Consider the following 26,459-nt stretch of genomic DNA (forward strand, 5'->3'; position numbering starts at 1 on the left):
GGGCCGCCAATCGCGTGAAGCAGGGCGCCGATCGCCTCCAGCTCGGTCTCCACCTTGCTCTCTCGAATGAGTTTGCCACCCGTGTCCATTACGCAGACGCTGGTGGTGCGAACGGAAACATCAAGACCGACGAACAGTTCCATGGCAGACCTCCTGACCGGTTGAACTGTTGGAGCCTGCCCGGAAGACCGACCTCCCGCTACTCCCATGCAGGGAGGCCGCCGGAGCCCCAATCATCCGATCTTTTTAATTCGATCTATCGAAGTAGCATCAGCCTGCCCAGCTGATGCTCTTGATTATGTAATAACGCGCATCTGGTTCCCCATGCGGTGAGCGATATGCTCCGAGGGCGTCGCAAATTCGAACCGCCACAGCGCTAAGTTCCCACCCAAGCACTTCCAGGTCACCATCCGCATCCGTGACGTAAAGCTGGGTCAGTTCGTCGATGCTGTTCGTCTCGCCGAACGTTCGAACCAGCTTTGCGTCGATCATGACATCGTCGGGCCAATTTGAAACTGCCCAAGCCCAGAGCCAACTCTGTGACTTAGCGGTCGTGTGACCGGCAATCTGGACCTCCGCAGTCACTCTAACGTCCCCGTCTTTGGAAAACAGAAGCCTTCTGGTTGCTATGTCATAGTCGTAGCGAGACCAGTGGCCGATGCGGAAGTCTTTCTCCAAACGGTCATTCTTGACCTTCAGCTGTTCGATGGCTTCGTCGCGCCAAGCTGGATACCAGTCAGGCTTCATTCTCTCGCCCCAAGACCCTGATGATTTGCTTATGGCACACTCAGTGTCCTGTGCACAGCATCGCGCCAACCAGCCAGCTTGGTGGAGCGCGTCGGCGGGTCCATGTCCGGCTGGAAGCGCCGTTCGAGTGCCCAGCTTTTCGCAAACTTCCTGGCATCCGGCCAGACGCCGGCCCTCGAGCCGGCCAGCCAGGCGGCACCGAGTGCCGTCGTCTCCAGAATGGTCGGGCGATCGACCGGCGCATCGAGGATATCGGCCAGGCGCTGCATGGTCCAGTCCGACGCCACCATGCCGCCGTCGACGCGAAGCACTGTCTCGACCGACGCACCTTTCCAGTCCTTGTGCATGGCATCGAGCAGGTCCCGCGTCTGGTAGGCGACGGATTCCAGGGCAGCACGTGCAAACTCCGCCGGACCGGAATTGCGCGTGAGCCCGAAAATGGCGCCTCGAGCCTCGGCATCCCAATGCGGTGCGCCGAGCCCGACAAAGGCCGGCACCAGATAGACGTTCTGGGTCGGGTCAGCCTCGGCCGCCAGCTTGCCGCTGTGCTCGGCCTTGCCGATCACCTTGATGCCATCGCGCAGCCATTGCACGGCAGCCCCGGCAATGAAGATCGAACCTTCCAGCGCATAGGTCGTCTTGCCGTTCAGCCGGTAGGCAATGGTGGTTAGCAGCCGGTTCTTCGAACGCACCAGATCGCTGCCGGTGTTGAGCAGCGCAAAACAGCCGGTGCCATAGGTTGATTTCATCATCCCCGGCTCGAAGCAGGCCTGGCCGATGGTCGCGGCATGCTGGTCGCCGGCAACGCCGAGGATTCTTATCTCGGCACCGAAGAGATTTTTCTCCGTGATTCCATAGTCATCGGCGCAGTCTTTTACCTCGGGAAGCATTTTTGCCGGAATGTTGAGAACCGACAGCAGCTCGTCGTCCCAGGCGTTTTTCTCGATGTTGTAAACCAGCGTGCGCGAGGCGTTGGTGGCGTCCGTGGCATGAACCTTGCCGCCGGTCAGCCGCCAGATCAGGAAGCTGTCGATGGTGCCGGCCAACAATTCGCCCTTCTCGGCGCGTTTTCTCGCACCTTTCACCTTGTCGAGCATCCAGGCGATCTTGGTGCCTGAGAAATAGGGATCGAGCAGCAGGCCGGTCTTCCTGGTGAATTTCTTCTCAAGCCCCTGCTTCTTGAGCTTCTGGCAGAGCGGCGCGGTGCGCCGGTCCTGCCAGACGATGGCATTGTGGATCGGCTTGCCGGTCGCCCTGTCCCAGATGACGACGGTCTCGCGCTGATTGGTGATGCCGATGGCAGCGACATCCGAAGCGGCCAGGCCGGCTTTCTTCAAAGCAGCCTTTACCGTCGTCACGACGCTCGCCCAGATTTCCTCGGGATCGTGCTCGACCCAGCCGGACGCGGGATAATGCTGGGCGAATTCCTTCTGCCCGCTGCCGACGACTTTCATCTGACCATCGAACAGGATCGCCCGGGTCGATGTCGTTCCCTGGTCGATTGCCAGCACAAAACCGCTCATTCAGATGTCCTCCGCCTTGATACAAACAGGGGAGACGGCAACATGCCGCCTCCCCCAATGTCACACGGGCGCGAGCGCCCGCATAGGACAGTCCTACTTCTGCCAGCTCTTCACCAGTTCGTCGTAGTTGATGGTGATCGGCTTTTCCTTCTCGTTCTCGATCTTGAGCTGAGGCGCGAGATTGCCGTTCTTGACCGCGTCGGCGTTCCAGTAGGCGAGGTCGTGCTCTTCGGCCATCTTCGGGCCGATATCGCCCTGGACGCCCGACTTCTCGATGCGGCTCATGACCTTTTCCTGCTCGCCGCACAGCGAGTCCATCGCTTCCTGCGCGGTCTTGGCACCCGACGACGCATCGCCGATCGCCTGCCACCAGAGCTGTGCCAGCTTCGGATAGTCAGGCACGTTGGTGCCGGTCGGCGACCACTGGACGCGGGCCGGCGAGCGATAGAACTCGATCAAGCCGCCGAGTTTCGGCGCACGCTCGGTGAAGCTCTTGTCGTGGATCGTGCTCTCGCGGATGAAGGTCAGGCCGACATGGCTCTTCTTCACGTCCACGGTCTTCGAGGTGACGAACTGCGCATAGAGCCAGGCGGCCTTGGCGCGGTCGGTCGGCGTCGACTTCATCAACGTCCAGGAACCGACGTCCTGATAGCCGAGCTTCATGCCGTCCTTCCAGTAGACGCCGTGCGGCGACGGTGCCATGCGCCATTTCGGCGTGCCGTCGTCGTTCAGCACCGCCTTGGCGCTGGCGTCGACCATCGACGCGGTGAAGGCGGTGTACCAGAAGATCTGCTGGGCAACCGCACCTTGTGCCGGCACCGGTCCGGATTCAGAGAAGGTCATGCCCTGGGCTTCCGCCGGGGCGTAGGCCTTCAGCCAGTCGAGGTATTTCTGAATCGAGTAGACAGCGGCCGGGCCGTTGGTGTCACCACCGCGTGCCGTGCAGGAGCCGACGGGCCGCGAATTCGCGTCGACCTTGATGCCCCATTCGTCGACCGGCAGACCGTTCGGAATGCCCTTGTCGCCATTGCCGGCCATCGACAGCCAGGCGTCGGTGAACCGCCAGCCGAGCGACGGGTCCTTCTTGCCGTAGTCCATGTGGCCATAGACCTTCTTGCCGTCGATCTCGCGGCCGGTGAAGAATTCGGCGATGTCCTCATAGGCCGACCAGTTGACCGGCACGCCGAGGTCGTAGCCGTACTTGGCCTTGAAGTCGGCCTTGTTCTTCTCGTCGTTGAACCAGTCGTAACGGAACCAGTAGAGGTTGGCGAACTGCTGGTCGGGAAGCTGGTAGAGCTTCTTGTCGGGCGCCGTCGTGAACGAGGTGCCGATGAAGTCCTTCAGGTCGAGGTTCGGGTTGGTGACATCCTTGCCGTCGCCCGCCATCCAGTCGGTCAGGTTGCGCACCTGCTGGTAGCGCCAATGGGTGCCGATCAGATCGGAATCGTTGACCCAGCCGTCATAGAGGTTCTGGCCAGTCTGCATCTGGGTCTGGATCTTCTCGACGACGTCGCCTTCCTGGATGACGTCATGCGTGATCTTGATGCCGGTGATGGCGGTAAAGGCCGGCGCCAGCACCTGCGATTCATACTGGTGCGTGGCGATGGTTTCGGAGACGACCTTGATGTCCATGCCGGCGAATGGCTTGGCTGCGTCAATAAACCACTGCATTTCGGCTTCCTGGTCGGCGCGCGAAAGCGTCGAGAGCGGACCTATCTCCTTGTCCAGAAAAGCTTTTGCCTCGTCCATCCCGGCGTAGGCGTTGCCCACGCCGAGCAATAGGACAAGGGCAGTCGTTGATGTTAAAAATTGCCGTCGCATAAGTTTCCTCCACTGTTTCAGGTTTCAAGTGCGATCTGGAGCGGCCGCCGGCACGCGGTCGCTCCAACAGTTTCCCCCTCTATACGTAGCGGAACACGCCGATGGCGTAGACCACGGAGAGAGCGAGAGCCCACCAGAGGCTGGGTCCGACAAGACCCAGCCAAGCGAGATGGATAAAGGCGCTGCCAAGCAGCGATAGAAAGAGACGGTCGCCGCGCGTCGTCTCGAAGCGCAGGATGCCAACGCGCGGATTGCCACCCGGCGAAGCGTATTCCCACACCGCCATGCCGCACAGCAGCAGCAGAATGGTTGCGAAGAAGGCCGCCGTCGGCCACGTCCACGCCATCCAGGAGAGGTCGAAGTTCATTGTCATACCCTCCCCAGGGCGAAGCCCTTGGCGATATAGTTGCGCACGAACCAGATGACGAGCGCTCCGGGGATCAACGTCAGCACGCCGGCTGCGGCGAGCAGACCCCAATCCATGCCGGCGGCCGAAACCGTGCGGGTCATGGTGGCGGCGATCGGCTTGGCATAGGTGGTCGTCAGGGTGCGGGCGATCAGCAGTTCCACCCATGAGAACATGAAGCAGAAGAAGCAGGCCACACCGATGCCGCTGGCGATCAGCGGCATGAATATCTTGATGAAGAAACGCGGGAACGAATAGCCGTCGATATAGGCGGTCTCGTCGATTTCCTTCGGCACGCCCGACATGAAGCCTTCGAGGATCCACACCGCCAAAGGCACGTTGAACAGGCAGTGTGCAAGCGCCACCGCGATATGGGTGTCGATCAGGCCGAAGGCCGAGTAGAGCTGGAAGAACGGCAGCGCGAACACCGCCGGCGGCGCCATGCGGTTGGTCAAAAGCCAGAAGAACAGATGCTTGTCGCCGAGGAAGCGGTAGCGAGAGAACGCGTAGGCCGCCGGCAAGGCCGCGGTCACCGAAATCACCATGTTCATCACCACATAGGTGATCGAATTGATGTAGCCCGAATACCAGGATGCATCGGTGAAGATGGTGACGTAGTTGGCGATTGTCGGCGCGTGTGGATAGAGCGTCAGCGAGGAGACGATCTCGGCATTGGTCTTGAAGCTCATGTTGATGAGCCAGTAGATCGGCAGCAGGAGAACGATGATGTAGATCGTCGGCACGAGCCACCACCAGCGCGATTCCTCGCCGCGACGCCGCATCAGCCGGGCGACCTCATCCTGCGACAGCGTGCTGGCCAGTTCTCCCGAAGCTGTCGTCTCGCCCACTCTGTTCGCTCTTTCGTTGGCGCCGCTCATCTCAGCGCTCCGCGTCGTAATTGGTCATCACGGTGTAGAACACCCACGACAACAACAGGATGATGAGGAAGTAGACCAGCGACATCGCTGCGGCCGGACCAAGGTCGAACTGGCCGAGCGCGGTCTTGACGAGGTCGATCGACAGGAACGTCGTCGAATTGCCGGGACCGCCGCCGGTGACGACAAAAGGCTCGGTGTAGATCATGAAACTGTCCATGAAACGCAGCAGCACGGCGATCAAAAGCACACGCTGCATCTTCGGCAGCTGGATGTAGCGGAACACCGCCCAGCGCGAAGCGCCGTCGATCTTGGCCGCCTGGTAGAAGGCATCGGGAATGGAGACCAGGCCGGCATAGCAGAGCAGCACGACCAGGCTCGTCCAGTGCCAGACATCCATGATGATGATGGTGACCCAGGCGTCGAACGGATCCTGGACGTAGTTGTAGTCGATGCCGAGCGCGTTGACGTAGTAGCCGAGTAGGCCGATGTCATTGCGGCCGAAGACCTGCCAGATGGTGCCGACCACGTTCCACGGGATCAGCAGCGGCAGCGCCATCAGCACCAGGCAGACCGGCACGCCCCAGCCCTTTTTCGGCATGTTGAGCGCGATGAAGATGCCGAGCGGCACTTGGATGGTCAGAATTATGAAGGAGAAGATCAGATTGCGGACCATCGCTTCCCAGAAGCGGCTGGAGGACAGCAATTCCTCGAACCATTCGGTGCCGGCCCAGAAGAAGACATTGTTGCCGAACGTGTCCTGTACCGAATAGTTGACGACCGTCATCAGCGGAATGACGGCCGAGAACGCCACCAGCACCAGCACCGGCAGCACCAGGAACCAGGCCTTGTTGTTCCAGGTCTTTTCCATCTATGCCCCCATCTCGACGCGCCAGGAATCGGCATAGATGTTGATACCGGCCGGATCGAACCGGACTTTCGGTTCGGCGGGTACGCTCTCGTCCTCGCCGATGACCGCCGCGATGTCGCGGCCTTCCAGCTTGGCGCGAACCACCTTGTGGCGTCCGACATCCTCGACCTTGCTGATCGAGACGGCCATGCCGTCGCGGCCGAGCCGCACATATTCGGGACGGATGCCAAGCTCGATGGCACCGCTGCCTGCCTTCGGCGTGCCCGGCAGTTCGATCCGCTGCGAGCCGAGCGTTGCCGTCTTGCCGTCGATTGCCACCGGCATGACGTTCATGCCGGGCGAGCCGATAAAATACCCGACAAAAGTGTGGCGCGGCCGCTCGAACAGTTCCGCCGGCGTGCCGATCTGGACGATGCCGCCGTCATACATCACCACGACCTGGTCGGCGAAGGTCAGCGCCTCGGTCTGGTCGTGGGTGACGTAGACCATGGTGTAGCCGAAGCGGCGGTGCAGTTGCTTCAATTGCGAACGCAGCACCCATTTCATGTGCGGGTCGATGACGGTCAGCGGCTCATCGAACAGGATGGCGTTGACGTCGGAGCGCACCAGTCCGCGACCAAGCGAAATCTTCTGCTTCTGGTCGGCGGTCAGGCCCCTCGCCTTCTTCTTTGCCCAGGACGCCAGATCGATCATCTCCAGCGTCTCGCGCACCTTGCGGTCGACATCGGCTTCCGGCACGCCGCGATTGCGCAGGGGAAAGGCCAGATTGTCGTAGACGGTCATGGTGTCGTAGATGACCGGGAACTGGAACACCTGCGCGATGTTGCGCTCCTGTGTCGACAGGTTGGTCACGTCCTTGCCGTCGAACAGCAACTGGCCATGCGAGGGATGAAGCAGGCCCGAAATGATGTTGAGCAGCGTGGTCTTGCCGCAACCGGAAGGACCGAGCAGCGCATAGGCGCCGCCATCCTCAAAGGTGTGATGCACTTCGCGCAGTGCGAAATCGGCATCCGTCCGCGGGTTCGGCAGATAGGAATGCCTGACATGATTGACGTCGATGCGCGCCATATCGCCCTCCTATGCCGCCAGCTTCGGCGCGCTGACGGCGCGGCCGTGCTCGTCGAAAACCATGATGTGGCGCGGATCGATGAACACCTCGACCACCTCGTCGGGCTCGAAATGGCGGATGCCGTGGGTCAGCATCACCCAACGCACATCGGCGAAATCGAGATGGATGAAGCTCTCCGACCCGGTGATTTCAGTGATCGTGACCTTTGCACGCACCGGCACGGCCAAGGCATTGGGCCGTTCGAGCGACAGATGATGCGGCTGGAAGCCGATCGTATAGTTCGCATCGGCAATGCCCGAGAGCTCGGCCGGCACCGGCAGCTTCACGCCGCCGTCGAGCAGGAAATCCGGGCCCTTCTTGGCGAGCACGATGGTGTTGAGCGGCGGATCGGCGAAGGTCCTTGCCGTCACCAGATCGGCCGGCTTGCGGAACACCTCGATGGTCGGGCCGAACTGGGTGATGCGTCCTTCGGAAAGTGTCGCCGTATTGCCGCCGAGCAGCAGCGCTTCATGCGGCTCGGTCGTGGCATAGACGAAGATGGTGCCGGCGGCGGCGAAGATCTTCGGCAGTTCAGCGCGCAATTCCTCGCGCAATTTGTAGTCGAGATTGGCAAGCGGCTCATCGAGCAGCACCAGGCTGGCATTCTTGACGATGGCGCGCGCCAGCGCGGTGCGCTGCTGCTGCCCGCCCGACAAGCTGAGCGGCGTGCGGTCGAGATAGGGCGTCAGCTTGAGCAGGGCCGCGGCATTGCGCACTTCCTTGTCGATCTTGGCCTGCTCGGTCCCGGCCACCCGCAGCGGCGAGGCGATGTTCTCATAGACGGTCATCGCCGGATAGTTGATGAACTGCTGGTAGACCATGGCAATCTTGCGCTTTTGCACCGGCACGCCGGTGACGTTCTGGCCGTCGAACCAGACCGAGCCGGAGGTCGGCACATCGAGACCCGCCATCAGCCGCATCAGGCTGGTCTTGCCCGAAAGCGTGGGCCCAAGCAGGACGTTGAGCGAGCCATGCTGAAGCGTCAGCGACACGTCGCGGATATGCTCGGCCGCACCGACCGTCTTGGTGACGTTTCTCAGTTCCAGCATGACGCCTCCTCCCAGGCTTTCCGCATCAGCTTAAACCCCTCTTCATTCGGCAGCCGCGACATGCCGCCGGCTTATGCCGCGCATGAATTCATCGAGCGATGCCACCTGCTCGCGGCTAAGGTGCAGGCCGCGCTTGGTCCTGCGCCATAGCACATCCTCGGCGGTGACCGCCCATTCGTTCTCAACGAGGTAGCGTATCTCGGCCTCGTAGAGATCGGCACCGAAATTGCGGCCGAGATCGGCATTCGATTTGGCCAGACCCAGCAGAACCTGCGCCCGCGTCCCGTAAAGCCGGGTCAGCCTGCGGGCCAGGCGTGCGTCGAGGAAGGGATAGGCCGACTTCAGCTTCGCCACTTGCGCGTCGAAGCCGGTGGCCGGGAAATCTCCACCCGGCAGTGGCGCGTTTGCCGTCCATGGCTTGCCGCGCTTGCCGAGGAAGCCCTCGATCTTTTCCAGCATCGATTCCGACAACCGGCGATAGGTGGTGATCTTGCCGCCAAACGCATTGACGACCGGCGCAGCGCCCTCGCCACCATCGGCCTTGATCACATAGTCGCGCGTCGCCTCCTGCGCCTTCGAAGCGCCGTCATCGTAGAGAGGACGGACGGCCGAATAGGTCCAGACGATGTCCTGGCGCTTGACCGGTTGCGCGAAATATTCGCTTGCCGCGGCACAGAGGTAGTCGATCTCGGTGTCGCTGATTTTCACGTCATGCGGGTCGCCGGGATAGTCCTGGTCGGTGGTGCCGATCAAGGTGAACTCTTCCTCGTAGGGAATGGCGAAGATGATGCGGCCATCCTTGTTCTGGAAGAAATAGGCGCGCGGATCGTCGAATTTCTTGGCGATGACGATGTGGCTGCCCTGCACGAGGCGGACATTGTGCACATCGTTGAGGCCGACCACGCCGGACAGCACATGATCGACCCAGGGTCCGGCGGCATTGACCAGCAGCCTTGCCTTGATCTCCTCGGTCTCGCCGGTTTGCAGGTTCTCGATCTTGATCGTCCACAACCCATTTTCGCGGCGTGCTTCGACCACTTTCGTACGGGTGCGGATGGTTGCGCCGCGATCAGCGGCATCACGCGCGTTCAGCGCCACCAGCCGCGCATCGTTGACCCAGCCATCCGAATACTCGAAGGCCCTTTTGAACAGCGGCTTCAGAGGTTTGCCGGCCGTATCCCTGGTCATGTCCAGCGTCCTGGTCGCCGGCAGCAATTTGCGCCCGCCAATGTGATCGTAGAGAAAGAGGCCGAGCCTTATCAACCAGGCCGGACGCAAGCCCTTGGCATAGGGCAGCACGAAGCGCATCGGCCAGATGATATGCGGCGCGTTCTTCCACAGAACCTCGCGCTCCATCAGCGCCTCGCGCACCAGGCGGAATTCATAGAATTCGAGGTAGCGCAGGCCGCCATGGATCAACTTGGTCGATCCTGAGGAGGTCCCGCTGGCGAGGTCGCTCATCTCGGCGAGAAACACGGAAAAGCCACGCCCGACGGCATCGCGGGCAATGCCGCAACCATTGATGCCGCCACCGATGACGAAGATGTCCCGGATTGCGTCCAAAAAGCCCTCCCGCGATTTCGCATTGCAGCATTTTTAGGTTTTTACGAAACCGTATCGGGATTATTTCGAAATAAGAACGAATGTCAAACGAAATATCACAGGCGCGTGATGATATGCCGACGCCGCTTAGCCGAGCGACGTCTCGATCAGTTGAACCTCGGCCTCCTGGCAAATCTTGCGCACCGACGGAATGTCGCAACGGTCGGTGATGAAGGTGTTGACTTGCGACAGATGGCCGATGCGGACAGGCGCGGTGCGCTCGAATTTGGTCTGGTCGGAAACCAGGATGACATGACGCGCATTGGCGATGATCGCCTGCGCCACCTTGACCTCACGGAAATCGAAATCGAGCAAGGCGCCGTCATGGTCGATGGCCGAAGCGCCGATCACCGCATAATCGACCTTGAACTGCCGGATGAAATCGACCGCGGCTTCGCCGACCACGCCGCCATCGGAACCGCGCACAACCCCACCGGCGATCACCACCTCGATCGAGGGATATATGCGCATCCTGTTGGCAACATTGATGTTATTGGTGATGACCATCAGCCCATTGTGATCGAGTAGCGCCTTGCTGACCGACTCCGTAGTCGTGCCGATGTTGATGAACAGCGAGGCATTGTCGGGGATCAGTCTGGCTGCCGCGCGGCCGATCGCTTCCTTCTCGTCGGCGGCGATCTTGCGCCTCGCCTCATACTCCATGTTCTCGATGCCGGAGGGGAACAACGCACCACCATGGATGCGCGAAAGCAGCCGCTGATCGCACAGGTCGTTGAGATCCTTGCGTATGGTCTGCGGCGTCACATTGAAGTGGGTGGCTAGATCGTCGACCAGCACGCGACCATGATCCTTGGCCATCTGGATGATTTCGGCATGGCGCGGCGACAGATACATGGGCAACCTCCCGTTTTCGTTTTTCTTGTCTATAGTCGAAAACGAAAGCAATGAAAAGGCATAAGCCGGCTAATAGAATTTACCTGATCGCAAAGCCAAAGCAGTACGCAACCTCGTCAAGGCAGATTCAGCCCATGCCGCGCGCGATTTCGGCGATGACGACGAAGGCGGCATCGACATCGCCGGCAGTCGCCTCGAACTGTCCGACCTGGAACCGGATCGCCACTCGTCCGTCGACTTTCGTCTGCGTCAGGTAGATGCGGCCATCATCGTTGATCGCATTGACCAGCCGCAGATTGTGCTCGTCCGCGTCGGCGCCGGTTCCAGCCTTGTGCCGGAACGAAAACAGCGACAGCATCGGTTCGCTGACGATCTCGAAATCCGGCTCCTTTGCCAGCCGCGCGGCAAGGCCTTCGCTCCAGGCGACATGGTTGCGGATCATCGTTCGCAGGCTTTCCAGCCCATGCGCGCGCAGCAGGAACCACAATTTCAGTGCGCGGAACCGCCGGCCGAGAGGCACCGACCACTCGGAATAATTGATGATGCCGTCATGGCCATGGGTCTTCAGGTAATCCGGCTTGATGGCCAGCGTCCGCACATGGCTTTCGGGATCGCGCAGGAACTGGATCGAGCAATCGAACTGCGCACCGAGCCATTTGTGGGGATTGAAGACAACGGAATCCGCCGCTTCGACACCGCTCCAGAAATGCCGGTATTCCGGGCAGATCATTGCCGAGCCGGCCCAGGCCGCGTCGACATGAAGGTAAAGGCCATGGCGCCGCGCCACCTCCGCAACCGCCGCGATGTCGTCGGTGCCACCAGTGCTGGTGCCGCCGACGCAGGCGATAATGCCCGCCGGCAGCATGCCGGCTTCCCGGTCGGCAATGATTGCCGCCTCGAGCGCTGCCGTGTCCATTGCGCGAAAGCGGCCACCGACGGGGACGCGCACGAGATTGTCCTCGCCGATACCAGACACCCAGATCGCCCGGTCGATCGAGGTGTGCACCTGGTCGGAGGAATAGATGCGCAACCGCGCCTGCCCCGCCAGTCCCTTTTTGTTGCCTTGCCAGTCGAGCGCGCGCTCGCGCATGGTCAGCACCGCGGCCAGCGTCGCGGATGAGGCCGAATCCTGGATCACGCCTGAGAAACCTTCCGGCAGGCCAAGCGCCTGGCGCATCCAGTCGACGGTGCGCGTTTCGAGCTCGGTCGCCGCCGGCGAGGTCTGCCAAAGCATACATTGCGCGGCCATCGCAGAGACCAGATATTCCGCCACCACCGAGACCGGCGCCGCATTGGCCGGGAAATAGGCGAAGAAGCGCGGATGCTGCCAATGCGTCATCCCCGGCAGGATCTTCTCTTCGAAGTCGGCGAAAATCCTGTCCATCGGTTCGGCGTCTTCGGGCGGCGAAGCCTCTATGCTCCTGAAAATATCGCCCGGCTCGACCAGCGGCCGCACCGGCTGCTCGCGCAGCGTGTTGCGGTAGTCGGCGCCCCAGTCGGCGGCGCGCCGCGACCATTGCCGGAAATCATCATTGTTCATCGTGTCCTCCCGACAAGATTCCTCGCCGCCGCCCATCACGGCTGGCTCTTCAAGGCTCGATATTATTTAACATGTGAAATATATGCAACCGCCATCTGGCGCCGCGCGCCTACCCCGGGAAATCGGGCAGGCTGGCAAAAGCTGTCTTCAGCGCATTCGACCAGCCATCCGAGATCGTGCGGTAATACTGGTCGTCCTGCCCGATCCGTTTCTTCAGCCCCACCTTGAAAGTGTCCTTCTCCAGGAAAAGCAGGTCGAGCGGCAAGCCGACAGACAGGTTCGACTTCAGTGTCGAATCGAACGACACCAGAAGCAGCTTCACCGTCTCTGCAAGGCTCATCGTCTTTTCGTAGGCGCGGATAATGATCGGCTTGCCATATTTGGTCTCGCCGATCTGGAAGAACGGCGTGTCGTCGGTCGATTCGATGAAATTGCCTTCGGGATAGATCATGAACAGGCGCGGTTCGCTGCCCTTGATCTGGCCGCCGAGGATGAACGAGGCATTGAAGTAGGAATCCGCCTTCTCGCCCGCGGGTGACGAGCTGGCGATGACCTCCTTCACCGTATCGCCGACCAGCCGCACCGTCTGATACATCGACGGCGTCTCCAAAAGCGTGGCGTGACGATCGGCGATTGCCTTGGTGCGTTCGTCGAGCAGGCTGACCACTGCCTGGGTCGTCGCCAGGTTGCCGGCTGACATCAGCACGATGACGCGCTCTCCCGGCTGCTCCCAGACATGCATCTTGCGGAAGGTGGAAATCGAATCCATACCGGCATTGGTGCGCGTGTCCGACATGAACACGAGCCCGCGATCAATCTTCAGGCCGACGCAATAGGTCATGGAATCTCTTCTAGAGCGATTCATCGTTTCACGGAAACGCAGAACCGCTCTATCTCCTTGTTTCGACGCAATTCCCAAGGGAAAGCGCTATCCGCTTTTCCCGGGAAAACCGTTTCACGCTTTTCCTGAATTGCTCCGGCAGCAATCTTGGCGGATTACTGCTCCACCGTGACGGTGACCGCAAGCTGTTCTTCCGCCTGTCCCAGCCGAATTCCCGACACCGGCGTGGCGTCGCGATAGTCGCGGCCGGTTGCCACTTTTACATAGCGCTCGTCTGGAGAGATGCCGTTTGCGGCATCGAAGGCGACCCAGCCCAGACCCGCAACATGCGCTTCGGCCCAAGCATGGCTTGCGGCCTGCTCGACAGCGGCATCCAGCATCAGATAGCCGCTGATATAGCGGGCAGGAAAGCCCATGGTACGCGCAGCGGCGGCAAAGATATGGGTGTGATCCTGGCAGACACCGGTCTTGAGCGCCAAGGCTTCTTCTGCCGGCGTCGCCGCATTGGTGGTGCCGGGGGTGTAGGTGACGCGATCGCCGATGACAGCCATCAATCGGTGCAGCCTTTCGATGTCGGTGCCCTTACCGACGGATGCGGCGAGCTCGCGAACACCGCTGCCGATCGCCGTCAAGGGCGTTTCATGGCTGTACAGCCAGAGCGGCGTAAAACCCTGGTGTGGTCCGGAGACGCCTGCAGTGTCGCGCGTCACCACTTCGCCGGCCGCTTCCACGGTGATGAAGTCGCGCTCGCCCTCGACGCTCAACAGCCTGGTGTCGTTGCCGAAATGGTCGACAAAGCGAACCTCCTCGCGCGCACCCTCGATGGCCAGTGCCCAGGACAAAACGGTCTGCGTCGATCCGCTGACCGGAAGCAGTCGCAGCCGCTGCAGCAGATAGTGCACCGGTGCATCGTAGCGGTATTCGGTCCTGTGGGTGATCTTCAGCCGCATGCACTATGTCCCGCTTGTGAGCATGCTCTTGTCCCACTTTTCGCGATCATGCTCAATTGAACCGGTAGTCCTGCGCGATCTCGTCGCCGAGCCTGGTATTGTCGCGAATGAAATTGGCCAGGAATTCATGCAGGCCGGCGTCGAATATGTCCTTGATCGACCCGGCTCTCAGCATGGCCTGCGTCTTGTCGGCGGTCGCATGGCAGGCATGACGCTCGCCGTAGTCGTCGCCGAGGAATTTCAGATGTTCGGCCAGGAAGCGGTAGCAGAAGGTCAGCGAACGCGGCATGCGGACATTGAGGATCAGATAGTCGGCAATGTTGGTCGGCTTGTAGTCTGCGTCATAGACCCAGCGGTAGGAGCGGTGCGCCGACACCGAGCGCAGGATCGATTCCCATTGGTAGTTGTCGAGTGTCGAGCCGACCCACGAGATCGAGGGCAACAGCACGTAGTATTTCACGTCGAGGATGCGCGCAGTGTTGTCGGCGCGCTCGACATAGGTGCCGAGCTGCGAGAAATCGAAGATCTCGTTGCGCAGCATGGTGCCGTAGAACGAGCCGCGGATCAGCGCCGTCTCGCGCTTGATCGCATCGAGCACGCTCGGCAGGTCGCGCTCGTCGATCGGCCTTGCCAGCATCCGCTTCAACGACATCCAGGCTTCGTTGATGCTTTCCCACGTCTCGCGCGTCAGCGCGGTGCGCACCATGCGGGCGTTGTTGCGGGCCGTCTCGATCGCCGCCATCGTGCTCGACGGGTTCGACGTGTCGCGCAACAGGAAGTCGGCCACATTGGCGGCAGTATAATCCTGATATTTCTGCGTGAAGGCGACGTCGGAGCCGGCGCTGAGCAGCACCGAATTCCATTCCTCCGAGGCGCTCTGGGTCCGGGTCAGCGCCATGCGCAAGCCGGCATCCACCAACCGCGCCATGTTTTCGGCCCGCTCGATATAGCGGTTCATCCAATAGAGCCCGTTGGCGGTGCGGCCTAAAAGCATCAAAAACCCTTCAAGTGAAAATCAATCATCCAGCACCCACGTATCCTTGGTGCCGCCGCCTTGCGAGGAATTGACGACCAGCGACCCTTCCTTCAGCGCGACGCGCGTCAACCCTCCGGGCACGATCTGGATGCGGTCGGAAACCAGCACATAGGGTCTGAGATCGACGTGACGCGGCGCCAGGCCCTTGTCGGTCAGGATCGGACACGTCGACAGCGCCAGCGTCGGCTGGGCGATGTAGTTCGACGGTTTTGCCGCGAGTTTCTTGGAAAAATCCTCGCACTCCTTCTTGGTCGCCGCCGGCCCGACCAGCATGCCGTAGCCGCCGGAGCCGTGGACCTCCTTGATCACCAGTTCGTCGATGTGCTCGAGCACGTATTTCAGGCTGTCCGGCTCCGAGCACCGCCAGGTCGGAATGTTGCCGAGTATCGCCTTGCGGCCGGTGTAGAATTCCACGATCTCGGGCATGTAGGAGTAGATCGCCTTGTCGTCGGCAATGCCGGTTCCCGGCGCATTGGCAATGGTGATGTTTCCGGCACGGTAGACGTCCATGATGCCGGGTATGCCAAGTGCGGAGTCCGGCCGAAAGGTCAGTGGATCGAGGAAAGAATCGTCGACGCGGCGGTAAAGCACATCGATCTGCTTGTAGCCTTCGGTGGTGCGCATCGCGACATGGCCGTCGACAACGCGCAGATCCTGACCTTCGACAAGCTGCACGCCCATCTGGTCGGCAAGGAAGGCGTGTTCGAAATAGGCGGAGTTGAAGCTGCCGGGCGTCAGCACGGCGATCGTCGGCGTGCCCTTGGTGCTCTGCGGCCGCACCGCCGCCAGCGACTGCCGCAGGAGCTGCGGATAGTTTTCCACCGGCCGCACCTTGATCTTCTGGAACAGCTCGGGGAACAGCTGCATCATCGTCTCGCGGTTCTCCAGCATGTAGGAGACACCCGACGGCGTGCGCGCATTGTCCTCCAGCACGTAGAATTCGTCCTCGCTGATGCGGACGATATCGACGCCGATGATGTGGGTGTAGACGCCGGCAGGTGGCCTGACCCCGATCATTTCCGGCAAGAACGCCTCGTTCTTGGCGATCAATTCTCTGGGAACGCGCCCTGCCCGCAGGATCTCCTGGCGATGGTAGATATCGTCGAGGAAAGCGTTCAGCGCCTGCACACGCTGCTCGATGCCTTGCGTCAGGCGGCGCCACTCATTGCCCGAGATGATGCGCGGAACGATGTCGAACGGGATCAGCCGCTCGGAAGCTTCCTGCTCGCCATAGACGGCGAAGGTGATGCCGGTCTTGCGGAAGACGCGTTCGGCGTCCTGCATCTTCTCGGTAAGCCTGGCCGGATCCTGCTCCTTCAGCCAGCGATCATAAGCCGAATACGGTCTTCTCAATCCGGAGACTTCCGGAAGCATTTCATCGAACGCTGCCAATCGCATACTCCCCTGTGACACCATTTCACTGGCGTCGCCGGAGAAAATCAAGCGCAATCGGTGATTTGAGGGATACGGACGACCAGTATGTGGCGGCTGCCCAAAATTAAGGCAGCTGAAATATGCCCTTGGTCAGGCTTTGCCTCGTGGTCAGGCAGGCGCGTTCAGCAGCTGAAGCACGGTCCCAAAAAGTGGAACCCAGCTTAGGAGAAGGTCATGCTCAAACACTGAGATAGAACCCCATCCCGATTCTATCGGGGATGGAACGGGCTCTAGAAGGCGCGGAACGTGACGACGGTGAAAGTGTCCTTGATACCGGGGAGTATCTGCACCTTCTCGTTGACGAAATGGCCGACATCTTCCTCGTCGTCGACGTAGAATTTGGCGAGCAGATCGTAGTTGCCGGCAGTCGAGTAGATTTCCGAGGCGATCTCGGCATCGGCAAGCGCGCTGGCAACCTCATAGGATTTGCCCAGCTCGCATTTGATCTGCACGAAAAACGCCCTCATGGCTTCGTCCCTAAACGTCCAAGTCCAAGCGGCCCTTCTGACAGACTGGAGGCGTGCTTTCAAGCGCCGGATAAATGCTCAGCCGGCTCGGGACCGGGCTAAGACTTCCCGCAACGCGCGGGGGGCGACACGAATGTTCGCCACCGATGAAACCGTGAAGCGCCGCCATGCGTATGTTAAAATGCCTCTTGGAATAGTTTTGGGGAGAGGCAGCTTTCTCAAGTGGGCAACGGAGACAGGCCATGCGCCGCATGTTTTTCGCATTCGCGTTCGTTCCACTCGTCCTGGCGTCGTCTGCGCTTGCCGGCGATGCCGAGGTCAAGGCGGCGCAAGCCGCCATCGACGGCCAGTTGAAAGCCTTCATCGCCAATGACGGCGCCGCCGCCTATAGCTTCGCCGCACCCAACGTGAAGCAGATCTTCCCGACCGTCGACACCTTCATGAACATGGTGACCAACGGCTACGCGCCGGTGCGCAACCCACAGACCTATTCTTTTGGCAAGGTCGAGGAGACGAGCCCGACCTCGATCATCCAGCAGGTGCTGATCGTCGGCCCCGACGGCAAGGATTATGAGGCTGTCTACACGCTGCAGCAACAGCCCGACGGCACATTCCAGATCACCGGCTGCAGCCTGCGCGCGTCGAATTCGCTAAGCACCTGAGACAGCCGACATCAGTAGCGCGCCCTGCCGCCCGACATATCGAATACGGCACCAGTGTTGAAGCTGCTCGAATCGGAACACAGCCAGAGCACCAACGCAGCGACTTCGTCGGCGGAGCCGAGCCGTTTCAGCGGGCTGGCGCCGATCATGTCGCTGACAACTTCATTGCCAAGGCGCCTGATAAGGTCGGTATCGATCGGACCGGGCGCTACGCAATTCACCCGAATGCCGGTGTCGCAAACCTCCCGCGACAATGCCTTGGTGAAAGCGATAATGCCTGCGCTTGCCGCCGAGTAGGCGGCAAGGTTCGGCAATCCCTCCTTGCCTGCAAGCGATCCCATGTTGACGATGCGGCCGTTGCCGACCTTGCGCATTATCGGCAGGACCTGATGCGTGACCTCGAACGTTCCGAGGAGATTGACACCGATAATGCGCTGCCACTCAACCGGCTCGAAGGCCTCAAAGCCGAGGTAGGGACCGAGATAGCCAGAGTTGTTGACGAGGATGTCGATCCGCCCCGCTCGGGCGACGATGTCAGCCAAGGCTTCCCTTATGTCGCCCGCCTTGGTGGCGTCGACCGTCTGGCTGTGAATTCCGGCAGTCGGCACTGGATCGGCGTCCCATACCCAGACGTCGGCGCCAGACCCTGCCAACTGTGTGGCCACGGCTCTGCCGATGCCCCGGGAGCCACCGGTTACGATCGCCGTCTTGCCGGCAAAGTCGTATGTCACGGCCATAGCCAATCCCTCGATTACAAATCTGCTCTTGGGCAGCCGATCCGTCAATCGCTGGAGACGCTGGACTATATGGCCGGGATATCGCCCCGAGCCCAACCTTCCGAAATCTCCGCCGCGCGTGCTTCGAAGGCATGTGCCTCGATTGCCGCACGGATGTCCTGCATAAGCTTCTGATAATACGAGAGATTGTTCCAGGTCAGAAGCATCGCGCCAAGTGCCTCCTGCGAGCGCACCAGATGGTGCAGATAGGCGCGTGAGTAGTCCCTCGCCGCCGGGCAGTCGCTTTCCTCGTCGAGCGGACGCGGATCGTCGGCATGGCGGGCGTTGCGCAGATTGACCTTGCCGCGCCTGGTGTAGGCAAGGCCGTGCCGGCCGGCCCGCGTCGGCATCACGCAATCGAACATGTCGATGCCGCGCGCCACCGATTTCAGGATATCGTCAGGGGTGCCGACGCCCATCAGATAGCGCGGCTTGTTTTCAGGCAGTTCCGGACAGGTGATCTCGAGCATCTCGAGCATCACCGCTTGCGGCTCGCCGACGGCCAGGCCGCCGACCGCATAACCCTTCAACTCCATCGCGCTCAATGCCTGAGCCGAACGCACCCTGAGAGCAGCGTTGTCACCGCCTTGCACGATGCCGAACATCGCCTTGCCCGTCTGGTCGCCGAACGCCGTCTTGCAGCGCTCTGCCCAGCGCAGCGACAGCTCCATGGCGCGCTCGATCTCCTTCAACTCGGCCGGTAGCGCCGTGCATTCGTCGAGCTGCATCTGGATATCGGAATCGAGCAAACCCTGGATTTCGATCGAGCGCTCCGGCGACATCTCGTAGGCGGCGCCGTCAATGTGCGAGCGGAAGGTGACGCCTTTTTCGGTCAGCTTCCTCAGCTTGGACAGCGACATCACCTGGAAACCGCCGCTGTCAGTCAGGATCGGATGCGGCCAGCGGGCGAATTCGTGCAAGCCCCCCAGCCGCGCCACACGCTCGGCGCCAGGCCGCAGCATCAAATGGTAGGTGTTGCCCAGGATGATGTCGGCGCCAAGGCCGCGCACCTGGTCCATATACATCGTCTTGACCGTACCGCCGGTGCCGACCGGCATGAAGGCAGGCGTGCGGATTTCGCCGCGCGGCATGTCGATCACACCGCGCCGCGCCTTGCCGTCCGTCGCCAGAACCTTGAAGCTGAACGGCTTAGCCATTGAATTCCTTGTCATGAACCGGGGCGCCAGGTGCCTGCTTGTCGAGCGACTGGCGGTATTGGATGCAGCCACGCATGAATCTGGGCCAGGGCGGCACGGCGATCGACGGCTCGGTCTTCTCCGGCAGCAGGTCCCACAGATCCGGGTGATGCCAGCACAAATCATGGCCGGTGGCGTCGCGATGCTGGCGAATGCCGGTGCGCAATTTCTTCACTTCCGCGATCAGTGCATCGCGGTCCAGGCTCACGAGATCATCGTCCATCGCTCATCTCCGCTCGATAAAGCAGGCTTGCGTCTCCATAGGAGTAGAACCTGTAGCGGTTCTCGATGGCATGCGCATAGGCCGCACGCATCGTATCGAGACCACTGAAGGCCGAGACCAGCATGAACAGGGTCGAGCGCGGCAGATGAAAATTGGTCATCAACATGTCAGCGGTGCGAAAGCGGTAGCCGGGCGTGATGAAAATGTCGGTCGGACCGGACCATGCAACCAAGGTACCGTCAGCCCGCGCCGCGCTTTCCAGCAGGCGCAGCGAGGTCGTGCCGACAGCGACGATGCGGCCGCCCCTCGCCTTGACCGCGTTGAGCGCGTCGGCGGTCGCCTCGCTGACCGAGCCGGTCTCGGCGTGCATCTTGTGGTCGGCGGTGTCATCCGCCTTCACCGGCAGGAACGTGCCGGCGCCGACATGCAAGGTGACGAAGCGGCGCTCGACCCCCTTGGCGTCGAGCGCCGCAAAAAGCTCCGGCGTGAAATGCAGGCCTGCCGTGGGTGCGGCAACGGCGCCTTCTTCCCGGGCATAGATGGTCTGGTAGTCGGCCCGGTCGCGTTCGTCGTCGTCGCGCTTCGAGGCGATATAAGGCGGCAGCGGAATATGGCCGACCGCATGCAGCGCTTCGTCCAGGAAGGGCCCCGACAGGTCGAAGCCAAGCAGCGCCTCGCCGCCCTCGCCTTTCTCGATCACGGTGGCGTCGAGCTGGCCGAGGAAACAGGAATTGCCATCATGGCCGAAATGGATACGGTCACCGGCGGCAATGCGCTTGCCCGGCCGCATGAAGGCCAGCCAGCGGTCTGGCGCCATGCGCATATGCAGCGTGGCTTCGACCTGAGCCTGTGCCTCGCCGCGTCGTCGGATGCCCTTCAGTTGCGCCGGAATGACCTTGGTGTCGTTGAAGACCAGAACGTCGTTAGCCCTGAGCAGGGACGGCAGGTCGCCAACCGCCCGGTCTTCGAGCCCTTCACCGGGCTTGATCACCAGCATCTTGGCGCTGTCGCGCGGCTCTGCCGGGCGAAGCGCGATACGCTCCTCCGGTAGGTCGAAGTCAAACAGATCGACGCGCATCAGTAGAGCCGGACGAGCAGCGCTCCGGCCAGCAGCAGCACCGCGCCGGCGACGCGGCCGAGCGAGATTTCACGCACCGCGACGCCGAGGAAGCCAACGCGGTCGATAAGCATGCCGGCCAGCAACTGTCCTGCCACCAGAAAGGCCATCAGGGCGGCGGCGCCGATGCGCGGCGTCAGGATCGTCGACAGCGTCACATAGAAGCCGCCAAGCATGCCGCCGGCGATGAACAGCCACGGTGCCGGCGCCTTCCAGTCGAGCGTGATGCCTTGCAGCTTCACCACCGCGACGGAAATGATGCCGAGCACCACCGCGCCCGACAGGAACGAAAACGCAGCCGCCGCGACCGGGAGCCCCAGCCCGCGCGCCAACTGCGAATTGATCGGCGCCTGAATGGCAATGAAGGCGCCGGACAGGATGCCGAGAAGCGACCAGACGACGCCCATCATTGACGTTTTGCCTTACTTGACGTCGGCCGCGACCTTCAGCGACACGATCTTGTCGGGATCCGGCACCGGCTCGCCGCGCTTGATCTTGTCGACATTGTCCATGCCTTCGATGACCTGGCCCCAGACCGTGTACTGGCGGTTGAGGAAGGCGGCATCGTCGAAGCAGATGAAGAACTGCGAATTGGCCGAGTTCGGGTTTTGCGAACGGGCCATCGAACAGGTGCCGCGCCCATGGTTGGCATTGGAGAATTCAGCCTTGAGGTCGGGCTTGTCGGAGCCGCCCATGCCGGCACGCGACGGAGCAAAGGAGGGCTTGCTGGAATTGCCGAACTTGACGTCGCCGGTCTGCGCCATGAAGCCGTCGATGACGCGGTGGAAGACCACGCCGTCATAGGCGCCTTCGCGTGCCAGTTCCTTGATACGGGCGACATGGCCGGGCGCCAGGTCGGGGAAAAGTTCGATGACGACGTTGCCCTTGGTCGTCTCCATGATGAGCGCGTTTTCGCGGTCCTTGATCTCGGCCATGTCAGATATCCTTTTCAGAAAACAGAGTTATTCGACAACTTTACTTGTCTGCGGCGATGCGCACCTTGAGCATCCGGTCAGGGTCGGTGACCGTGCCATTGTCCGCTTCGTCGCCCTTCTTGATGTGGTCCACCAGTTCCATGCCGCTGACGACGGTGCCGACGATGGTGTATTGGCCATCGAGGGGCGGCGCCGGCGCGAACATGATGAAGAACTGCGAATTGGCGGAGTTGGGGTCCTGCGAGCGGGCCATGCCAACCACGCCGCGCTTGTAGTGTTCGGTCTGCGAGAATTCGGCCGGCAGGTCGGGTTGATCGGAACCGCCGGTGCCGACGGCCTCGGCGCTAAAACCCTTCTTCATGTTACCGAACTTGACGTCGCCGGTCTGCGCCATGAAGCCGTCGATGACGCGGTGGAAGGCGACGTTGTCATAGGCGCCCTGGCGCACCAGCTTCTTGATCTGCGCGACGTTCTTGGGTGCCAGATCGGGCCGAAGCGCGATGGTGACGTCGCCGTCCTTCAGAGTGATGATCATGGTGTTTTCCGGGTCGGCGGCGAAGGCCGAGACAGACGAGGTCACAAGACCGGCAAGCACAATGAGGAACGAGGCAAGCTTTTTCAGCTGCATATCTATCTCCGGGATCTTATTTCGCGAATTTGGCGGTGAGCGCACCGGCAACCGCCGCCGGCACGAAGGGGCGGATGTCGCCTCCCATCGAGGCAATCTGGCGGACAAGTGTGGCGGTAATGGTGCGCACGGACGGGCTGGCGGGCAGAAAAACCGTCTGCAGTTCAGGCGCCATGGTCTCGTTCATGCCGGCCATCTGCATCTCGTAGTCGAGGTCGGTGCCGTCGCGCAGGCCTCGGATCATGATCGAGGCGCCCTGCTTCCTGGCCGCGTCGATGACCAGCCCGTCGAAGGCGACAACCTTGATGCGCGCACCGTCGCGGCCAAATAAAGCCTTCGTCGCACTCTCGATCAGCGCCACCCGTTCCTCGAAGGAAAACAGCGGCTGCTTGCCCGGGTGGATACCGATGGCCGCATAGACGACGTCGGCCACCGCCAGCGACGCTTTCAGCACATCGAGATGGCCGTTGGTCAACGGGTCGAAGGAGCCGGCATAGAGGGCGATGCGTTCAGTCATGGCTGGTGCTTCTAACGAGCCTCTCTCGCAAAGGCAAATCCGATTGGCGAGCCGGTCGTGAACCTTTTCCGCCACGTGAACGACAGATGAACACGCCGATCACGAAGCCTTCACGCAGCGTTCACTAGGTTGCACCTTAATAAGATGAAACCAAAATCCCATCTATCCGTTGTTAGGCGCAGGAGAACACACACATGCTGATCTACATGCTCGCCACCGCAATGACCGTCGCCATGCTGATCGCCACCGTTTTCGGCTTGCATCAGGAGGCTCAGCGCATCCGCATCAAGGCCAATACCAAGCGCTTCGAAGGTTTTGGGCCCCGCAAGCCATATCGCCACTACTAAGTTTCGCCTGAACGTGCCACCACGCCGGCCAATGGGCCGGCGTTGCTATGTCAAAACCTGGCGCTGGACTTATTCAGCGCTGTCCGGGCCGGCGTCCGCCGTTGGATCAATCTCAGAGCCGGCGCTTTCTTCGATTTCCTCGTCCGCCTGCGGTTCGGATATCCGCTCGACCGAAACCACCTTTTCACCTTCAGCAGTGTTGAAGATGGTCACGCCCTTGGTGGCGCGGCTGGCGAAACGGATGCCGTTCACCGGCACCCGAATGACGGTACCGCCGTCCGACACCAGCATGATCTGGTCGTCATTGCCGACCGGGAAGGTCGCCACCAGCCTGCCGATCTCGGCTACCTTCGAAACGTCGGTGGCACGAATGCCCTTGCCGCCGCGTCCGGTCAGCCGGAAATCATAGGACGACGAGCGCTTGCCGTAGCCATATTCGGTTACCGTCAGCACGTACTGCTCGTGCTGCTTGAGGAATTCGTAGCGCTCGTCGGAAAGCTCCGTCTCCTCGCCGACCTCTTCGTTGGTCAGCGCGATCTCTTCCTCTTCGCCGGCCGCGATGCCGGCGGCAAGCCGCCGTTCGGCCGCCGCCCGCTTGAGATAGGCGGCGCGCTCTGCCGGCGGCGCATCGACATTCTCGATCACCGACATCGAGATGATGCGGTCGGTCTCGGCCATGGTTATGCCGCGCACGCCGACCGAATTGCGGCTCTGGAACACGCGCACGTCGCCGACCGAAAAGCGTATGCACTGGCCGGAGCTGGCGGTGAGCAGCACATCGTCATTGTCGGTGCAGGTCTCGACGCCTAGAATCTCGTCGCCCTCCTCCTCCAGCTTCATGGCAATCTTGCCGTTGCGGTTGACCTGGACGAAGTCGGAAAGTTTGTTGCGTCGAACGGTGCCACGCGTGGTGGCGAACATCACATCGAGCTCGCCCCAGCTTGTCTCGTCCTCGGGCAGCGGCATGATGGTGGTGATGCGCTCGCCCTGCTCCAGCGGCAGCATGTTGATCAGCGCCTTGCCGCGCGATTGCGGGTTGCCGATCGGCAGCCGCCAGACCTTCTCCTTGTAGACGATGCCGCGCGAGGAGAAGAACAGCACCGGCGTGTGCGTGTTGGCAACGAACAGCCGGGTGACGAAATCCTCTTCCTTGGTCGACATGCCGGAGCGGCCCTTGCCGCCGCGGCGCTGCGCCCGGTAGAGCGACAGCGGCACGCGCTTGATGTAGCCAGAATGGCTCACCGTCACGACCATGTCCTCGCGCTGGATCAGGTCCTCGTCTTCCATGTCCGCGCCACCATCGGTGAGCTCGGTGCGGCGTGGCGTGCCAAACTCGTCGCGCACGGCGGCAAGCTCATCCTTGACGATCTGCTGGACCCGCGCGCGGGAAGACAAAATGTCCAGGTAATCAATGATTTCGGCGCCGATCGTGTTCAACTCGTCGGCGATCTCGTCGCGGCCGAGCGCGGTCAGGCGCTGCAGGCGCAGTTCGAGTATGGCGCGCGCCTGCTCCTCGGACAGATTGTAGGTGCCGTCCTCGTTGATGCGATGGCGCGGATCGTCGATCAACAGGATCAGCGATTCGACATCGCCGGACGGCCAGCGCCGCTCCATCAACTGCTCACGCGCCGTCTGCGGATCCGGCGCGGTGCGGATGAGCTTGATCACTTCGTCGATGTTGGCGACGGCGATAGCGAGACCGACCAGGACATGGGCGCGGTCGCGCGCCTTGCGCAGCAGGAATTTCGTGCGCCGGGTGATCACTTCCTCGCGGAAGGCGACGAACGCCCTCAGCATGTCGGTCAACGTCAGCAGTTCCGGCTTGCCGCCGTTGAGCGCCACCATGTTGGCGCCGAAGGATGTCTGCAGCGGCGTGAAGCGGTAAAGCTGGTTAAGGATGACGTCGGCGACGGCGTCGCGCTTCAGTTCGATGACGACGCGGTAGCCCTGGCGGTCGCTCTCGTCGCGGATGTCGGAAATGCCCTCGATGCGCTTGTCGCGCACCAGTTCGGCCATCTTCTCGATCATCGACGACTTGTTCACCTGGTAGGGAACCTCGGTGATGATGATCGACTCGCGGTCGTTGCCGCGCGCCTCGATGTTGACTTTGCCGCGCATGACGATGGAGCCGCGGCCGGTTGAATAGGCGCTGTAGATGCCGGAACGGCCAAGCACGATGCCGCCGGTCGGGAAATCCGGCCCCGGGATGATCTCCATCAGTGCCGGCAGGTCGATCGCCGGATTGTCGATGATGGCGATGGCGCCGTTGCAGACTTCGCTGAGATTGTGCGGCGGGATGTTGGTCGCCATGCCGACGGCAATGCCGCCGGAGCCGTTGACCAGCAGATTGGGGAACCGTGCCGGCAGAACCTTGGGCTCGCTGCCGGACGCATCATAGGTGTCCTGGAAATCGACGGTGTCCTTGTCGATATCCTCCAGCAGCTCATGCGCGACCTTGGTCAGCCGCGATTCGGTATAGCGCATCGCCGCCGGCGGATCGCCGTCGATGGAGCCGAAATTGCCCTGTCCGTCGATAAGCGGCACGCGCAGCGACCAGTCCTGCGCCATACGCACCAAAGCGTCGTAGATCGAGGCGTCGCCATGCGGATGGTATTTACCCATCACGTCGGCGACCGGGCGCGCCGACTTCACATATTTGCGGTTCCAGTGGTAACCGCTCTCATGCGAGGCGAAGAGAATGCGGCGATGCACCGGCTTCAGGCCGTCGCGCACGTCCGGCAGCGCACGGCTGACGATCACGCTCATTGCGTAATCGAGATAGGAGCGCTGCATCTCCTCGACGATGGAGATCGGCTCGATGCCGGTGGGGCCGCCGTCGGCGCCGCGCGGTGTCTTTTGGTCGGTCAAATCGGATCACAATCTAATCAGGAATCACTCGCTGCTTATATAGGAAGCAAGCCCGAAACTCCAAT

Annotated in this window: 27 protein-coding genes; 2 read left to right on the forward strand and 25 right to left on the reverse strand. The window is 61.5% G+C overall.

The window, feature by feature from the left end:
• Positions 1 to 270: 270 nt before the first annotated feature.
• From AC1D08_RS23635 to AC1D08_RS23710, 16 genes are all read right to left on the reverse strand, one after another.
• Positions 271 to 747, reverse strand: coding sequence for a DUF6882 domain-containing protein (locus AC1D08_RS23635; protein WP_457154335.1), 477 nt, complete (start codon positions 745 to 747; stop codon positions 271 to 273).
• Between the two features lie 29 nt (positions 748 to 776).
• Entirely contained in the window at positions 777 to 2,270 is a 1,494-nt protein-coding gene (gene glpK, locus AC1D08_RS23640; RefSeq protein WP_477303646.1) for a glycerol kinase GlpK, read from the reverse strand.
• 93 nt (positions 2,271 to 2,363) lie between these two features.
• Positions 2,364 to 4,091 (reverse strand): ABC transporter substrate-binding protein, encoded by a 1,728-nt coding sequence (locus tag AC1D08_RS23645; RefSeq protein ID WP_095085032.1) that lies wholly within the window; start codon positions 4,089 to 4,091, stop codon positions 2,364 to 2,366.
• A gap of 79 nt (positions 4,092 to 4,170) precedes the next feature.
• Complete coding sequence (locus tag AC1D08_RS23650) at positions 4,171 to 4,458, reverse strand: DUF2160 domain-containing protein (protein WP_095085033.1); 288 nt, start codon at positions 4,456 to 4,458, stop codon at positions 4,171 to 4,173.
• Positions 4,459 to 4,460: 2 nt separating this feature from the next.
• On the reverse strand, positions 4,461 to 5,375 hold the full coding sequence (locus AC1D08_RS23655) for a carbohydrate ABC transporter permease (RefSeq protein WP_477303648.1): 915 nt from the start codon (positions 5,373 to 5,375) through the stop codon (positions 4,461 to 4,463).
• A 1-nt stretch (position 5,376) separates the two neighbouring features.
• Positions 5,377 to 6,243 (reverse strand): carbohydrate ABC transporter permease, encoded by an 867-nt coding sequence (locus tag AC1D08_RS23660; RefSeq protein WP_477227293.1) that lies wholly within the window; start codon positions 6,241 to 6,243, stop codon positions 5,377 to 5,379.
• Positions 6,244 to 7,311, reverse strand: a complete 1,068-nt coding sequence (locus AC1D08_RS23665; RefSeq protein ID WP_457154115.1) for an ABC transporter ATP-binding protein — start codon at positions 7,309 to 7,311, stop codon at positions 6,244 to 6,246.
• Between the two features lie 9 nt (positions 7,312 to 7,320).
• A complete protein-coding gene (locus AC1D08_RS23670; RefSeq protein ID WP_095085037.1) occupies positions 7,321 to 8,400 on the reverse strand; it encodes an ABC transporter ATP-binding protein in 1,080 nt (359 codons plus the stop codon).
• Positions 8,401 to 8,442: 42 nt separating this feature from the next.
• Complete coding sequence (gene glpD, locus AC1D08_RS23675; protein WP_477424210.1) at positions 8,443 to 9,963, reverse strand: glycerol-3-phosphate dehydrogenase; 1,521 nt, start codon at positions 9,961 to 9,963, stop codon at positions 8,443 to 8,445.
• Between the two features lie 126 nt (positions 9,964 to 10,089).
• Positions 10,090 to 10,857, reverse strand: a complete 768-nt coding sequence (locus AC1D08_RS23680) for a DeoR/GlpR family DNA-binding transcription regulator (RefSeq protein WP_095085039.1) — start codon at positions 10,855 to 10,857, stop codon at positions 10,090 to 10,092.
• Positions 10,858 to 10,984: 127 nt separating this feature from the next.
• Positions 10,985 to 12,397 (reverse strand): pyridoxal phosphate-dependent decarboxylase family protein, encoded by a 1,413-nt coding sequence (locus AC1D08_RS23685; protein WP_457154541.1) that lies wholly within the window; start codon positions 12,395 to 12,397, stop codon positions 10,985 to 10,987.
• 109 nt (positions 12,398 to 12,506) lie between these two features.
• Positions 12,507 to 13,238, reverse strand: a complete 732-nt coding sequence (locus tag AC1D08_RS23690; RefSeq protein WP_095085040.1) for a proteasome-type protease — start codon at positions 13,236 to 13,238, stop codon at positions 12,507 to 12,509.
• Between the two features lie 155 nt (positions 13,239 to 13,393).
• Positions 13,394 to 14,188 carry a transglutaminase family protein gene (locus AC1D08_RS23695; protein ID WP_457154542.1) on the reverse strand — a complete coding sequence of 265 codons (795 nt, stop codon included), beginning with the start codon at positions 14,186 to 14,188 and terminating at the stop codon, positions 13,394 to 13,396.
• Between the two features lie 52 nt (positions 14,189 to 14,240).
• Positions 14,241 to 15,182, reverse strand: coding sequence for an alpha-E domain-containing protein (locus AC1D08_RS23700; protein ID WP_095085042.1), 942 nt, complete (start codon positions 15,180 to 15,182; stop codon positions 14,241 to 14,243).
• Positions 15,183 to 15,203: 21 nt separating this feature from the next.
• Entirely contained in the window at positions 15,204 to 16,616 is a 1,413-nt protein-coding gene (locus AC1D08_RS23705) for a circularly permuted type 2 ATP-grasp protein (RefSeq protein ID WP_167392123.1), read from the reverse strand.
• A 272-nt stretch (positions 16,617 to 16,888) separates the two neighbouring features.
• The gene (locus AC1D08_RS23710; RefSeq protein ID WP_095085044.1) at positions 16,889 to 17,125 is read right to left on the reverse strand and encodes an Lrp/AsnC family transcriptional regulator; all 237 of its coding nucleotides are present in this window, start codon (positions 17,123 to 17,125) and stop codon (positions 16,889 to 16,891) included.
• 242 nt (positions 17,126 to 17,367) lie between these two features.
• On the opposite strand from AC1D08_RS23710, the gene AC1D08_RS23715 reads away from it, so the two are divergent.
• The gene (locus AC1D08_RS23715) at positions 17,368 to 17,787 is read left to right on the forward strand and encodes a DUF4864 domain-containing protein (RefSeq protein WP_457155045.1); all 420 of its coding nucleotides are present in this window, start codon (positions 17,368 to 17,370) and stop codon (positions 17,785 to 17,787) included.
• A gap of 11 nt (positions 17,788 to 17,798) precedes the next feature.
• Here the strand turns inward: AC1D08_RS23715 and AC1D08_RS23720 are convergent, their stop codons facing one another.
• The 8 genes from AC1D08_RS23720 to coaD form a co-directional block, all read right to left on the reverse strand.
• Positions 17,799 to 18,524: an SDR family NAD(P)-dependent oxidoreductase gene (locus AC1D08_RS23720; RefSeq protein WP_477424212.1), complete on the reverse strand. Its 726-nt coding sequence runs from the start codon at positions 18,522 to 18,524 to the stop codon at positions 17,799 to 17,801.
• 65 nt (positions 18,525 to 18,589) lie between these two features.
• Positions 18,590 to 19,720 carry a tRNA guanosine(34) transglycosylase Tgt gene (gene tgt / locus AC1D08_RS23725; protein WP_477424214.1) on the reverse strand — a complete coding sequence of 377 codons (1,131 nt, stop codon included), beginning with the start codon at positions 19,718 to 19,720 and terminating at the stop codon, positions 18,590 to 18,592.
• On the reverse strand, positions 19,713 to 19,982 hold the full coding sequence (locus AC1D08_RS23730) for a hypothetical protein (protein WP_457154551.1): 270 nt from the start codon (positions 19,980 to 19,982) through the stop codon (positions 19,713 to 19,715). The genes tgt and AC1D08_RS23730 overlap by 8 nt, the downstream gene beginning before the upstream one ends.
• Positions 19,972 to 21,060: a tRNA preQ1(34) S-adenosylmethionine ribosyltransferase-isomerase QueA gene (gene queA / locus AC1D08_RS23735; protein WP_457154552.1), complete on the reverse strand. Its 1,089-nt coding sequence runs from the start codon at positions 21,058 to 21,060 to the stop codon at positions 19,972 to 19,974. Before queA ends, AC1D08_RS23730 begins: the two co-directional genes overlap by 11 nt.
• Positions 21,060 to 21,509: a DMT family transporter gene (locus AC1D08_RS23740; RefSeq protein ID WP_457154553.1), complete on the reverse strand. Its 450-nt coding sequence runs from the start codon at positions 21,507 to 21,509 to the stop codon at positions 21,060 to 21,062. Before AC1D08_RS23740 ends, queA begins: the two co-directional genes overlap by 1 nt.
• Positions 21,510 to 21,521: 12 nt before the next feature.
• Positions 21,522 to 22,034, reverse strand: a complete 513-nt coding sequence (locus tag AC1D08_RS23745) for a peptidylprolyl isomerase (RefSeq protein ID WP_095085051.1) — start codon at positions 22,032 to 22,034, stop codon at positions 21,522 to 21,524.
• A 40-nt stretch (positions 22,035 to 22,074) separates the two neighbouring features.
• The gene (locus tag AC1D08_RS23750) at positions 22,075 to 22,662 is read right to left on the reverse strand and encodes a peptidylprolyl isomerase (protein WP_095085052.1); all 588 of its coding nucleotides are present in this window, start codon (positions 22,660 to 22,662) and stop codon (positions 22,075 to 22,077) included.
• 16 nt (positions 22,663 to 22,678) lie between these two features.
• Positions 22,679 to 23,179 (reverse strand): pantetheine-phosphate adenylyltransferase, encoded by a 501-nt coding sequence (gene coaD, locus AC1D08_RS23755; RefSeq protein WP_457152547.1) that lies wholly within the window; start codon positions 23,177 to 23,179, stop codon positions 22,679 to 22,681.
• 194 nt (positions 23,180 to 23,373) lie between these two features.
• Here coaD and AC1D08_RS23760 point away from each other — a divergent pair, with 194 nt between their 5' ends.
• Positions 23,374 to 23,526: a hypothetical protein gene (locus AC1D08_RS23760; protein WP_095085054.1), complete on the forward strand. Its 153-nt coding sequence runs from the start codon at positions 23,374 to 23,376 to the stop codon at positions 23,524 to 23,526.
• Between the two features lie 69 nt (positions 23,527 to 23,595).
• Here AC1D08_RS23760 and gyrA read toward each other — a convergent pair whose 3' ends face one another.
• Entirely contained in the window at positions 23,596 to 26,394 is a 2,799-nt protein-coding gene (gene gyrA / locus AC1D08_RS23765) for a DNA gyrase subunit A (protein ID WP_095085055.1), read from the reverse strand.
• Positions 26,395 to 26,459: the final 65 nt, after the last annotated feature.

The organism is Mesorhizobium sp. P2_E6 (assembly GCF_056403835.1).